This is a genomic window from Bartonella sp. OT172YNZD, assembly GCF_042193725.1.
Classification (GTDB): domain Bacteria; phylum Pseudomonadota; class Alphaproteobacteria; order Rhizobiales; family Rhizobiaceae; genus Bartonella; species Bartonella grahamii_A.
The window spans coordinates 45334-59003 of record NZ_JBHILZ010000008.1; the positions used below are offsets into that span (position 1 = coordinate 45334).

Annotated in this window: 11 protein-coding genes; 8 read left to right on the forward strand and 3 right to left on the reverse strand. The window is 36.9% G+C overall.

Annotation, left to right across the window (positions count from 1 at the left end):
• Nucleotides 1-77 precede the first annotated feature (77 nt).
• Complete coding sequence (locus ACFIJS_RS04810; RefSeq protein ID WP_375650369.1) at nucleotides 78-1784, reverse strand: hypothetical protein; 1707 nt, start codon at nucleotides 1782-1784, stop codon at nucleotides 78-80.
• A 273-nt stretch (nucleotides 1785-2057) separates the two neighbouring features.
• Between ACFIJS_RS04810 and ACFIJS_RS04815 the strand changes: the two genes are divergently transcribed.
• The 8 genes from ACFIJS_RS04815 to ACFIJS_RS04850 all read left to right on the forward strand — a co-directional run bounded on the left by ACFIJS_RS04815 (nucleotide 2058) and on the right by ACFIJS_RS04850 (nucleotide 10294).
• Nucleotides 2058-3830 carry an SLC13 family permease gene (locus ACFIJS_RS04815; RefSeq protein ID WP_375650371.1) on the forward strand — a complete coding sequence of 591 codons (1773 nt, stop codon included), beginning with the start codon at nucleotides 2058-2060 and terminating at the stop codon, nucleotides 3828-3830.
• A 582-nt stretch (nucleotides 3831-4412) separates the two neighbouring features.
• Nucleotides 4413-5084, forward strand: coding sequence for a tetratricopeptide repeat protein (locus tag ACFIJS_RS04820; protein ID WP_375618447.1), 672 nt, complete (start codon nucleotides 4413-4415; stop codon nucleotides 5082-5084).
• A gap of 4 nt (nucleotides 5085-5088) precedes the next feature.
• Nucleotides 5089-6513, forward strand: a complete 1425-nt coding sequence (gene der, locus ACFIJS_RS04825; RefSeq protein ID WP_375650372.1) for a ribosome biogenesis GTPase Der — start codon at nucleotides 5089-5091, stop codon at nucleotides 6511-6513.
• A gap of 1079 nt (nucleotides 6514-7592) precedes the next feature.
• Entirely contained in the window at nucleotides 7593-8027 is a 435-nt protein-coding gene (locus ACFIJS_RS04830; RefSeq protein ID WP_375650373.1) for an AtpZ/AtpI family protein, read from the forward strand.
• Between the two features lie 7 nt (nucleotides 8028-8034).
• On the forward strand, nucleotides 8035-8793 hold the full coding sequence (locus ACFIJS_RS04835) for a F0F1 ATP synthase subunit A (protein ID WP_375623586.1): 759 nt from the start codon (nucleotides 8035-8037) through the stop codon (nucleotides 8791-8793).
• Between the two features lie 54 nt (nucleotides 8794-8847).
• A complete protein-coding gene (locus ACFIJS_RS04840) occupies nucleotides 8848-9078 on the forward strand; it encodes a F0F1 ATP synthase subunit C (RefSeq protein WP_005773968.1) in 231 nt (76 codons plus the stop codon).
• A gap of 143 nt (nucleotides 9079-9221) precedes the next feature.
• Nucleotides 9222-9803: a F0F1 ATP synthase subunit B gene (locus tag ACFIJS_RS04845; protein WP_375650375.1), complete on the forward strand. Its 582-nt coding sequence runs from the start codon at nucleotides 9222-9224 to the stop codon at nucleotides 9801-9803.
• The gene (locus ACFIJS_RS04850) at nucleotides 9800-10294 is read left to right on the forward strand and encodes a F0F1 ATP synthase subunit B (RefSeq protein ID WP_375650376.1); all 495 of its coding nucleotides are present in this window, start codon (nucleotides 9800-9802) and stop codon (nucleotides 10292-10294) included. The genes ACFIJS_RS04845 and ACFIJS_RS04850 overlap by 4 nt, the downstream gene beginning before the upstream one ends.
• Nucleotides 10295-10414: 120 nt before the next feature.
• Here the strand turns inward: ACFIJS_RS04850 and glyS are convergent, their stop codons facing one another.
• On the reverse strand, nucleotides 10415-12637 hold the full coding sequence (gene glyS / locus ACFIJS_RS04855; RefSeq protein ID WP_375650377.1) for a glycine--tRNA ligase subunit beta: 2223 nt from the start codon (nucleotides 12635-12637) through the stop codon (nucleotides 10415-10417).
• A complete protein-coding gene (locus tag ACFIJS_RS04860) occupies nucleotides 12637-13578 on the reverse strand; it encodes a glycine--tRNA ligase subunit alpha (RefSeq protein WP_375650378.1) in 942 nt (313 codons plus the stop codon). The genes glyS and ACFIJS_RS04860 overlap by 1 nt, the downstream gene beginning before the upstream one ends.
• Between the last annotated feature and the right edge of the window lie 92 nt (nucleotides 13579-13670).

Below are 13670 nucleotides of genomic sequence, written 5' to 3' on the forward strand. Positions count from 1 at the left end.
TGTATCATATAAAAGAAAAAAGAGGAATAAAGTTCTTAATTTATAGACAAGATCAGCATCTTTAAAGCACAAAATGTTTAAGGTAATGCTTCATTTTTAATAGTGAGATGTACTTTGCTTAAAGCCTTGGATAGATCATTTTGTAGAGCAGATTCGAGATCAACTATTGTAAGCCCTTTATTATCTTTTGCTTTAATTTTAACGATCAATGTTTGTGGATTTCTAGCAAATTCACCTAAAGATTTTGAAATTTTTTCTGCTTCGGCATGATTTTTTAGCAGCATTTTTGAGGTCTGCGTCATCATTAGATAGAAATCGTCATAGAGTTCCTTTTTAAGATCATGTTGGCTGTCATTAAGGTTTTGCGCAAGATAAGAAAAAAGCTTATCAATGAAACCTGCATCCCTATATTGTATATCAATTTCATTGATGCCAAAGTCTTGAGAAGCAGCAATCATTACATTTTGCTGACCAGAAAAAAACTTTTCATCAACATCAATAACCTGAGCCGACATGTTCCCAGATGCAATGTCTTTCATATTGAAAGACATTGCATCAAGAAGGAGCATACGTTTTTTTTCATCATAAGAAATATCAATTTTTCCTGAAATGTCAAAGCGATCAAAGTTCAGATTTTTGAAGAACTCTAAGTCTTTTTCATTCATTTTTTTAGGTGAAACGGAAAGGTTATTGAGAGAAAGAAAAAGCTTTTTGGGGATAGGTTGTTTCCACAAGCTTGGTTTAAATTGGAGTGATTCGAGTGTTGCTTTCAACTGCGGTATATCAACGGTGATATTATCAACTTTGGCATCCGCTGAGGTAATGGCGAGCAGTATGTTTAGAAGAAGACCATTTTGTGCTATTTTTTCAGCGATTTTATTATTCTCTTTTCTTGCATTAAGGTAAGCTTTGATCAATTTTTCAGGAGTTTGTTCAAGCGGTTTCATTTTTAAACCAGATGTTTTAAATTGTCCGAGAAAGAAAGAACTGCTTTTTTCCGCTTCTTCAAAAACATCGACACTTACATTATTCAGAGAAATGGGGCCAGTAACGGTTTTACCTTGGTTGAGAGCGTTGTTTTTTCCAAAAATGATAGAATAGGCATAGTTGATGTCGATATCATGAGCTTTTATTATATCACTTTTAGCCATAAGATGCATCTGTTTGGCACCATTTACTGTAACTGTTTTAAGATCCATATTTTTAATACTAACTGAACGGATATGTCCATTTTTAAAATCAGAAAGCTGGAAATTCTTGACTTCAACCGTTTCTATTCGGTTATTTTTATTTTCTATAGAAAGTTGTATCTTGGGAGCAATAATTGAGGAAAGCTCAATACGCATCATTGATTGTAAAAGATGTGATGTTATTGTTCTATCTTTTTCTTTTAAGGATACACTCCGAAGAGAAATTTGGGGAATTTGCACATGAATATTATTATGCTTTAAATCAACATTATAAAATGTAAAAGTTCCAGGAATAAAGGAAAGAGGAGGACGGGCAGAAATGGCACCAATTTTAAGTGATGTACCAGGTGGAACGGGTAATGTCACATTCTTCAAATTGACTTTACCTAGAATGCTTACTTCAGATGTTTCGGCTTTTATGGCACGACGGGCTATTTCTTGTCTTACAAAACTGTCAAGATAGGGTTTTGCGATATAAAATCCACCAACAATTATAATTGCCAAGATAGCAACAAATCCAATAATGCAAGTGAGCCAATATCTGAGGTTACTTTGATACCCACTATTAAGATTGACCATTCTTTCTTCTTTCATTTTTAGCACTCTTTGAATTGAGAGTGAAGATAAATTCTTTTAAGCAACGACAAAGGTTTAAATATCGCGTGCACCAGTTTCAACAATTATCTACTCTCTATATTAGAGTTATTCTCATCTTTTTTGCAATATAGCTTTATCAACTTTTATCACTTTAAAATTATCCTAAAATATTCCGATCTCTGCTTTTATCTTGCTGCTGTTTACAGGAATATTTAAAACATAAAAGATATGTTTTTGTTCATTATAATTTAACGGGGAGAGGTGAGTGTTATGACAGAAAATCAAATAATGGCTTTTTCGATCATTGGTCTCATGATGGTTGTTTTTATTTGGGATCGATTTCGTTATGATCTTGTTGCTATTTGTACGTTATTAATAGCTTGTGCTCTTGGTCTTGTCAGTCCGAAGGAAGCTTTTAGCGGTTTTAGTAATGATATTGTTATTATTGTGGGGAGTGTGTTTGTTGTCAGTACGGCTGTATCTCGCTCAGGTATAATGGAATTTATTATTCAACGGATATGGCCAGACGTGAAATCTGTGCGTTTTCAATTAGCTTTTTTAGTTCTTTCTGTTGTCGTATTATCAATGTTTGTTAAAAACATTGGTGCTTTGGCTATTATGCTTCCGATAGCTTTTCAGTTTGCACGTCGTTCTCAGGTTTCTCCTTCTGTCTTTTTGATGCCCATGGCCTTTGGTTCTTTGTTGGGGGGGCTTATGACACAGATAGGAACATCTCCCAATGTTGTTATTTCAGCGATGCAAGAACGTTTAACAGGAACACCTTTTACTATGTTTGATTTTACACCAGTTGGTGCTGTTATTGCGGCGGCTGGTGTTGTATATTTAGTCTTTTTTTATTGGCTTTTGCCTGTGCGTATGCGTTCAGGTGTATCATTTGATGATGCCATTGATATTCGTAATTATGTTGCAGAAGTGCATATTCCAATAAATTCACCAATTATAGGAAAAAATATTGTTGATTTGGTTAAGCCATCAAGTGGTGACGTTATGGTGATTCAAATCATCAGAAACAAAGTATCTATTTCACCATTACCAGATTTTGTTTTGTCTGAAAATGATATTATTTTGCTGGAAGGGTCGCATACAGGGTTAGATAGCGTGATGAACTCTGCTCGTTTAGAGTTTTCTAAGGGGCGAACTATTGCTGCAGGTGATAAGGACAGTGACATTGATATTATTGAAGCAGTCATCACCCATAATTCACCTCTTATTGGTATTAGTGCGAAAGAGTTTTCCCTATTTGATCGCTATAATGTAAATTTGCTTGCGTTAAGTCGTCAACATGAAAGGGTGCGGGGAAGACTTGATGATATTATTTTCCATCTTGGAGATGTGATTGTTTTGCAAGGACAGGATGCAGTTATTCCAAATTTATTAAGAGAATTGAAATGCTTGCCCCTAGCAAAACGAAATATTGTGTTTGGAAATTTACGACATGGTTTCATCTCTTTAGTTGTTTTATTTATAGCAATTATTTTTACAGCTTTTCATATTGTTCCAGTTGCTTTTTCTTTTTTTTCTGCTGCTGCCGCAATGGTTATCTTTCGCGTTTTGCCCGCGCGTGATCTGTATCAGGCATTAGATGGCCAAATATTAGTACTACTAGCGGCTCTTATTCCAGTGAGTGAAGCGTTAGAGAAAACAGGATGTACGGATCTCATTGGTCAATGGCTGAGTCAATTGGCAATATTTTTCCCGCCATTTGGTGCTTTAGCACTTATGTTGGTGACAGCTATGTTGGTCACGCCATTTTTGAATAATGCAGCAACAGTGATGATGGTAGCACCAATTGCGTCAAGTTTTGCTCATTCCCTTCATTATAAACCTGAAGCTTTTTTGATGGCTGTTGCAATTGGTGCGGGTTGTGAGTTTCTTACACCTATTGGACATCAAAGTAATATGCTCGTGATGGCGCCAGGAGGATATCGTTTTAGTGATTATCCACGTTTGGGTGCTCCATTGGCGGTGTTGATCGTTATTATTGCTGTTCCAATGCTTATGTGGGTTTGGCCCTTACAATAGGATATTTTAAAAAACTTTAAGGATCAATTATAAAAAGTTGTTAATCGCATGAAGATAAGCTGAAGGGATACACTTTGTATATAGAACTTTAACTGAAGATTTGGAATTATACCACACTTTAATCATGGCGCTTCGGTATTTTTGATACAGATAAAACTTTATCTATTTGGTTTTAGTAGACATTCGTGGAAATTTACTGTTTATTCAAGTTTTTTCAAGAATTAGTTTTTCTATTATAATTGTATAATCCAATACAACCAACGATTGCGGTTGAAGACTTCAAAAGATTATCCCTCTATATAATGGGGAGAAAGTTCGCTTGAGATGATAGGCAATCATGATAAATATTAAGGCAGTGAATTTTTCATAAGACTCAATATATGTAAAAGCTGTAATGTGAACAAACAGGGTGCTTACATCATTTTCGATTAAGACTGTTGCAAAAATCTGATTGAATTGGCTACATGTTGATTTAAAATAAATAAACGAGCAATTTAAAGATTTTTAGTTAATTAGGGCTACTATCTTTATCCATTTATGCGTAAAAGCATAGGTGAAGTAACTTTTTTCAAGGTATGATATATGTCGTATGATAGTTTTATTGCTGAAGTGAATGCAGAATTTCGTCAGGAAAAGGCGCTTGCTTTTTGGAGACGGTATGGTTTTTCAATTATTGGAGCAGCTATTCTTTTTATATTCATGATAGTTGCTTATCAAGTTTATCATCATACACAAATAAAGAAAGCTGGTTATATTGGTGATGCATTTGTAAAGAGTCTTGATCTTGCGGATACACGTGATTTTGATAAAGCGATAAAGCAATTAGAAACTGTTAAAACCTCTCATTTTGGGGGGTATCCTTTTCTTGCTCGTTTACGTGAGGCTTCTTTACTCATGGAGAAAGGTGATATTATTAAGTCAGTGGAGATCTTTGATTCTGTTGCAGCGGACGAGAAAGCACCGCAGATTTTGCAGAAAGTTGCAAAAATTCGGGCGGCTTATATTCTGGTTGATACAGGGACATTAACTGATGTTGAAAAGCGCATCAAAGATATGGCAAGTGATACCGATCCTATGCGTATGTCTGCAAGAGAAGCTTTAGGCTTAGCTGCTTATAAGGCGGATAAAATGGATGAGGCGGTTTATTATTTTAAGAAAATTTCTGAAGAAGGTTCTTTGGGTTTAAAAATAACAGATCGGGCTCGAATGATGCTTGAGCTTATACAAGCTGAGGGCAAGGCAAATAAGGAATAAATCGATGAGCCTTACCATTGCTATCGTTGGTCGTCCCAATGTTGGGAAGTCAACACTATTTAATCGTTTGGTTGGGCAAAAATTGGCTTTGGTTGATGATAAGCCTGGTGTAACACGTGATCGGCGTATTCATGCGGCAAAACTTCAAGATCTACGTTTTGATGTGATTGATACGGCTGGGCTGGAAGAAACAGGTGATCATACACTTGAGGGGCGTATGCGTTCTCATACAAAAGTTGCAATTGATGAAGCGGATCTTATTTTATTTGTATTTGATGCAAAGAGCGGAATAACACCAAGTGATTTAAATTTTTCTTCATTGGTTCGCAAATCAGGAAAGCCAATTGTGCTTGTTGCCAATAAGTCTGAGTCAAGAGCGGCAACAGGAGGAGAGTATGAGGCGTGGTCATTAGGTTTGGGGGAGCCGTGCCCAATATCGGCTGAACATGGTTTGGGACTTAGTGATCTGCGTGATGCAATTATAGATGCTGTTGGGTCAGAGCATGCTTTTGGCAACAACAAAGAAGAAGATAGAATGATACAACCTGCATCTGTTGGTGATGATGTAAAGGATTTGGAAGAAGAGGAGCTTATTTACGATGAAAGTAAGCCCATTAGGATTGCAATTGCGGGGCGTCCCAATACAGGAAAATCCACTCTTATCAATAGTATGTTGAAACAAGAGCGATTGTTAACAGGACCAGAAGCAGGACTCACGCGTGATTCTATTTCTGTAGATTGGGAATGGCGTGGTCGTCATATTAAACTTTTTGATACTGCAGGTTTACGTCGAAAATCGAGAATTCAAGAAAAATTAGAAAAACTATCTGTTGCAGATACTTTACGTGCTATTCGTTTTGCAGAAGTGGTGGTCATTGTTTTTGATGCAACGATACCTTTTGAAAAGCAGGATTTACAAATTGCTGATCTTGTGATTCGTGAAGGGCGTGTTCCAGTTATTGCTTTCAATAAGTGGGACCTTATTGAAAACAGTCAGACCACATTGATTGATTTGCATGAAAAATGTGCGCGATTTCTTCCTCAAGTTCGTGGTTTGAGAGCTGTTCCTTTATCAGGACAATATGGTCAAGGGATTGATAAACTGATGGAAAATGTCATGATGATGCACCGTGTATGGAATCGTCGCATTTCGACGGCTAAATTGAACCAATGGCTTGGAACTATTGTGGCACATCATCCACCTCCTGCGGTTTCTGGACGTCGACTTAAGGTTAAATACATTACACAGGTTAAGACACGTCCTCCTGGATTTATGATTTCCTGCTCGCGCCCCAAAAGTATGCCCCAGTCGTATTTGCGTTATCTTGTCAATGGGTTACGTGAAACATTTGATATGTCTGGTATACCCGTTCGCATATCATTACGAGCCTCTGATAATCCTTTTGCGACACGTTCCAAGAAGAAATGATAACTCTTTAATTTTTTAAGTGAATGAAATCTATACTTAAGAATCTTAAAAATAAGTTTTTTTATGATCTTTCTTTTCATAAAAGAAAAAGTTTTATTTGCTAAAGTTTTAATTTTATTGATAATCATTTATCATGAGCGCTATTGAATAGAGCTCTCTCATCTTGATAAAGATCATTTATTTGCATGTCATGAGAAGAGTTTAATAGTATTTAAGAAAGAGTACATAATCCTCTTAATGGGTTATTTAAATGCAAGAATAGATGCAATATGAGGGTAGGGGAATATAATTATGATGCTTGTTTGAAAAGCAGCATTAGATTATCGTTTCATAAAAATAAAGCTTATGAATAAGCGCTTTTTCTTGTTTGTCTGAATAAAAAGCAAAAATATTTGCTGAATCCACAGATATTCAATTGTAAGGAGCGAAGTTTATAAAAGTGGATTAAAATTGTATAAAGTGGTATGGTAATCATATTTAAATTTTATTGTGTTCTATTGGCTTAATCTATTTGAAATTTTTGATTTATTAATATCTTGTATTTAAAGGAGCTTCTCTTAATACCCTCAAGCTCATTTCGTGATGAGGCTTGTAATGGCGTCTATAAAATACTTCGCGAATAGGATCATACAGAAACCATTGATTATTATCATTTTCATAAAATGAAAAGTGCAAGTTTATTCGAATAAAAGGAGAAAACCAACGTTCTCATACTGTTTTTAGTTTTCTATGTTCTCTTTCAAAACTAGGACTGATATAACATTGGGAGCCGGAAAATAAGATGGTATTAGTTTACACCTTTCGTTAAGCGTAAAATGGTTGTTCTATAAGTTTTATATTATTCACGGGAACTTTTCGTTATACATTCACGGGTGCTGTCGTGAAATCGGTTTAGGTGCTTAGAATATCTTTTTAAGAAAGCATGTAAATTGAAAAATACGTTATTTCTGCAATGAAATTTATACGATAACTTGTGATAGATTTCTTTTAGTATCTTGACGAATAAATTCGGGAACAATATGATGCACACGGTTTTATGAAATGTATTCTTACATTGCTTTTTAATTAAGGAGCCAATGATGGCGATGGGCGAGAAACCCGTTATGAGCCGTAAGGAGGCTGAAGAGAAAAAGCAAGGAGAGTGTCTTCATTCAGAGGATTTGGAATGTCGTAGTAGGAACTTAAGCGTAGCTTTAGTGCGCAAGCAAGCATTAAAGAAGCGGGAGTATAAGAGTAAGCGGGAAAAATCACAAGGAAGGATGGCAGATGCAATTAAGCTTTCCAGTGAGTTTCTGGCAAGTATTATAGTTGGTATTGTTTTGGGGTTGGGGTTTGATAAGTTAGCAAGTTCATGGCCTTGGGGATTGGTATTTTTTCTCTTCTTTGGATTTGCTGCGGGTGTATTGAGTATTCTTCGGTCTGTGGGGTATGTTTCCTCCAGTCAATTAGGAAAAAAAGGCGTATTGCGCCAAGATAAACAAGATAAAGGGGCCAATGAGAGGTCCGATAAATGAGGTTGAAGTGACAGCACACGCTCCAGATCCTATTCATCAGTTTGAGGTTTCAAGGCTGATTAAGATTTCCATAGGAAATATGGATTTATCGTTTACAAATGTATCATTATTTACAGTCCTCACGGTTGTTGTAACTTCTATTTTTCTCTTTATTTCATCATCGAGTCGTGGATTGGTTCCAACGCGGATGCAGTCTCTTTCGGAAATGGCATATGAATTTGTAGCATCGACTCTGCGGGAATCATCTGGTGTGCAAGGAATGCAGTTTTTCCCTTTAGTTTTTTCTCTGTTTACTTTTATTTTGGTTGCTAACTTTATTGGTCTCTTTCCTTATTTTTATACGGTTACGTCTCAAATCATGATCACGTTTTCGTTAGCAATGGTGGTAATCTTGACGGTGATTGGTTATGGCTTTTATAAGCATGGGGTCAGTTTTTTGAAACTGTTCGTTCCCAGTGGAGTTCCGGTTGTGGTTTTACCTCTGGTGACAATGATTGAGGTTATTTCTTTTCTCTCCCGTCCAATTAGTCTTTCTCTTCGTCTTTTTGCGAATATGCTTGCTGGTCATATTACGCTTAAAGTGTTTTCTGGGTTTGTTGTTTCAATGATTGGGGTAGGACTCGTAGGTGTGGGTGGTTCGATTTTACCGCTTATTATGACTGTAGCAATTACTGCTCTTGAGTTTTTGGTCGCATTTCTTCAGGCTTACGTCTTTACGGTTTTAACTTGTATGTATCTTAATGATGCAATTCATCCAGGACATTAATAGAACTGGCGGTTTTCCGTCGAATAATGCAATTTCGCTTTAAAGGAGAATAACATGGAAATGGTGCTTGCAGCAAAATATATTGGTGCTGGTCTTGCTTGCTTTGGTATGGCTGGAACAGCTTTAGGACTTGGTAATATTTTTGGTAGCTATCTTTCTGGTGCATTACGAAATCCATCAGCAGCAGATAGTCAGTTTGGACGTCTCGTCTTTGGTTTTGCTGTAACAGAAGCTTTGGGAATTTTTTCATTGCTCATTGCTTTATTACTTCTTTTTGGGGTTTAATCATCATCAAAAGGGTATATCTGTTCTTGCATGAGGAAAGATTTACCCTTTTAGGCTCTTAACCAGAGAGATGCTAGAGAGATGTTAGTCAGTTATCATCGGTTATAGAGGGCTTTAATAAGCTATTTAAAGGATGAAAGAAGATGTTTGTTTCAAGCGCTTATGCACAGAACACTGAAACGTCGATAGAACATATTAAAAAGGTGGCAGAGCATGCAAATCGTGTGTTTCCGCCTTTTGATTTTGTGCATTTTGGTTCGCATTTTTTCTGGTTGGCAATTTCTTTCGGACTTTTTTATCTTTTTATCTCCCGTGTAATTGTACCACGTATTGGCGGTGTTATTGAAACACGGCGAGATCGAATAGCATCTGATTTAGATCAGGCAATGCGCATGAAGCAAGAAGCAGACATTGTTGTTGAAACTTATGAGCGGAAATTAGCGGAAGCGCGTTTGAACGCGCAGGCTATAGCGCAGGTAGCTAGTGAAGAATTAAAAGAAAAGGCAGAGCTTGAACGGAAAGAAATTGAAGAGAGTCTAGAGAAAAAACTCGCAGATGCTGAAAAACAGATAGCAAAAATTCGAGATAAAGCGATGCAAAATGTTGGTTCTATCGCTGAAGAAGTAGCTCTTGAAATTGTGAAAAAATTGATTGACGTTGATATCAGCAAAGAGGCTGTTCGTTCAGTTGTTAAAACTGCGGATTATGGAGGAAGACAAAGATGACTGATACTTTTTGGGCATTTGTTGGGTTAGTTCTTTTTTTGGCTCTTTTAGTCTATTTCCAAATTCCACAGAGGGTTATACACCATCTTGATGCACGCGCGAAACGTATCAAAGATGAACTGGATGAGGCGCTGCGTCTTCGTGAAGAGGCACAGGAAATATTGGCTGAATATCAACGCAAACATGCAGAAGCAGAAAAAGATGCGCAAGAAATTATTGCAGCAGCAAAGCATGAAGTTGAATCTGTTATTGCTGAGGCTCGTACAAAAGCAGAAGAATATGTAAAAAACCGCAATAAATTGGCAGAGCAAAAAATCGCTCAAGCAGAGGCAGATGCAATACGCATGGTTTCTGCATCGGCTATTGATTTGGCAATTTCTACAGCACGTATCCTTATTGCAAAGGAATTAGATTCTAACAAGGCAGATAAACTTATTAAAGCGTCTCTTGAGAAGGAATCATTTATCAAGATGAAAACATATCTTAATTAATGATATTTGAGAGATAAAGAACGTCCTCTTTGATTGCATAATTTCCTCAATATTAATTAATAAAAGTCATAAAAAAAATTTATCTTCATTATTTTTACCAGTTAATAGGACATTTTGATTTTAAATGACAAGTTTTGAAAAGTCTGCAACCGATTGTGTAACAATGTGAGTGCGTTTGAGAAGAGCAAGACGGTTAGCACGAACGTCAGGTTTTTTATCATTTACCAATACCGTTTCAAAAAATATATCAATCAATTTTCCAAGTGGCGCTAGTGCACTGAGTGCAAATGATAAATTTGTTGCATTGATGGGAGCAAGAACCTTTTTTTCTACTTCACAGATTGCATGATAGAGCTGGTTTTCTTCTTTCTCGACAAAGAGCTCAGGATTAATTTTACTCGCTATTGTTGTGCTTTTTTGAAATTCATTTTCAAGAATATTGGCAGTACGTTTTACAGAGGCTACAAAGTTCATTCCATCATGGGTATTGATAAAAGCGATAAGCGATTCGACACGACGTGCCACCAATAAAAAATCATCAGAGTCTTTATTTAAAACGGCTTCAAGGGCATCGTAACGAGCACCTTCCTCTTTTAGATAGATTTTCAAACGGTCATGAAAAAAGAATAACAGGTCTGATAAAATATATTCTATTTTTTCTGGAAGCAGATTCTGCAATTGGGAATTTTCTCTTTGAGAGATTTCATATTTATTTTTTTGTTGTAAGAAGAGATTTGTTGCTAACTGAAACAGTGGTATAAGATTGATTTTCCAATCTCGCGAAAGTACAAGCCTAATAATTCCCAATGCTGCTCGTCTTAACGCATAGGGATCTTTTGAGCCCGTTGGTTTTTCATTAATGAGCCAAAAGCCAACGAGCATGTCAATTTTGTCGGCGAGCATAACGGTTATAGCAAGCGGTTCTTGTGGAAGACGATCTGTTGGTCCTTGAGGTTTATAATGCTCCTCGATTGCTACAGCTACGCGAGGATCTTCTCCTTGAAGAAGGGCATATTTTTTCCCCATAACTCCTTGTAATTCAGGAAATTCTCCGACGATTTCTGTTTGCAAATCAGCTTTTGCAAGAATTGCTGCACGTTTTGCTAAAATAGGATCTGTTTGTATCAAAGGTGCAATTTCTTGTGCGAGTGTAGCAATGCGTTCTACTCTTGCACCTTGCGTACCTAATTTAGCATGAAAAGTTACATTCAAATGATCAAGTCGCGCCATTCTTTGATCGAAAGGTTTTTTTATATCAAGATCAAATTTTTTTATAGAAGATTCCAATTGTTGAATATCAGGCAAATCACGCTGATCAGTTTGCCAAAAATAAAGTGCATCAGAGAGACGGGCACGGACAACCTTACTATTTCCTTTTGAAATTTCTTTGCCTTCATCATTTGCAAGAATATTAGAAACAAGAATAAAATGATGAGAAAGTTTTACTTTTTCTCCTTGTTTACGGGTGACAAAACATTTTTGATTGGCTCGAATGGTCAAGCGGATAATTTCTGGAGGAATATCAAGGAATGATTTGTCAAAATCACCCATCAGGATAACAGGCCATTCAACAAGACCAGCAACTTCTTCTAGGAGGGGATTGTCTTGAACCAGTTCTAAACCGTTGGCAAAGCAGAGATTTTGGGCATCAGCTAAAATAATATTCTTTCGTCTCTCGGCATCCAGAATGACTTTGTGGGTTTCAAGTTGAGTAACATAATCATCAAAGCGGCGCACTTGAAATGGCTTTCCATCACTTAAGAAACGATGACCATAAGTTAAATTATTGCTTTTAAGAGAACCAATTGTAAACGGAATAGTATGTGTTTCACCAATTTCTGGTCCGAAGATGCAAAGAATGTTTTGTAAAGGTCGAATCCACTTCAGAGCACCACTTTGTGCTGAATCTTTTCCCCAACGCATAGATTTCGGCCACGGAAAGTTGCGGATAATATTCGGTAAAATATCGGCAATAATTTCTTCTGCAGCTCGACCTTTTTTAACAATTTTAGCAATATAAAAATAACCTTTTTTATCATCATGTCCAATATGTGCTTCAGAAATATCGTTTAATCCTGTTGCACGTAGAAAACCATCAATTACATGCTGTGGTGATTTTATACTAGGACCTTTGCGTTCTTCATGGATATCTTTTGAGCGTATGGAAAGTCCGCGTATGTCTAATGTTAGCCGACGAGGTGTCCAATATTCACGAGCAGCTTCATAGATCAATCCAGCATTCACAAGTTGATCTGTAACAGATTTTTTAAGATCAGCAGCAGCTTTTCGTTGCATACGTGCGGGGATTTCTTCACTGAAAAGTTCAAGAAGAAGATCAGACATTAGGCTTCTCCAGTGTATATTTGTCCAGCTTCTGTGAGCAAGAAGGCTTCCCCACAACGGCGCGCGAGATCACGAATGCGAAGAATATAATTTTGTCGTTCTGTTACAGAAATAACGCCACGTGCTTGCAAAAGATTAAAGATATGGCTCGCTTTAATACATTGATCATAGGCAGGAAAAACACAGCGATGTAATATATTTTCTTTATTTGGTTTTCCAGCATCAAGAAGTGCGCTGCATTCACGTTCTGCATCGATAAAATGCTGATGTAGCAGTTTTGTATCAGCAAATTCGAAGTTGTAATATGAGTATTCCTGTTCTGCCTGTAAAAAAATATCTCTATAACTTATTTTGTTTTCTCCCTCCAAACCATTAAAGTTAAGCTTATAGACGTTCTCAACCCCTTGGATATACATCGCTAGACGCTCAAGACCATATGTGAGTTCCCCTGAAACTGGAGCGCATTCAATGCCACAAACTTGTTGAAAATAAGTAAATTGAGAGACTTCCATCCCATCGCACCAGCATTCCCATCCAAGCCCCCAAGCACCAAGGGTGGGACTTTCCCAATCATCTTCAACAAAGCGAATATCATGCAGTTTTGTATCAAGCCCGATAGCTTGTAGCGACTTTATATAAAGTTCTTGTAGATTGAGCGGAGAGGGTTTGAGAAGCACTTGGAATTGGTAATAGTGTTGTAGACGATTTGGATTCTTACCATATCGGCCATCTGTTGGACGCCGAGAAGGCTGAACATAAGCAACTTTCCAAGGGCGTGGACCTAGAGAGCGTAATGTTGTTGCTGGATGAAAAGTCCCAGCTCCTACTTCCATATCGTAAGGTTGCAAAATTGCACATCCATAGTGTGCCCAATAATTTTGCAAAGTTAAGATTAGTCCCTGAAAAGAACGTTTGGGGTTAAGATGTTCAGGCAGTTTCACACTTTATACTCTTTATATTGGACGAAACAAAAAACCAAAGTAATTTTAGTTTCTCTGTTTATTATTTCATGTGGTTTATGGTTAAGCATCGT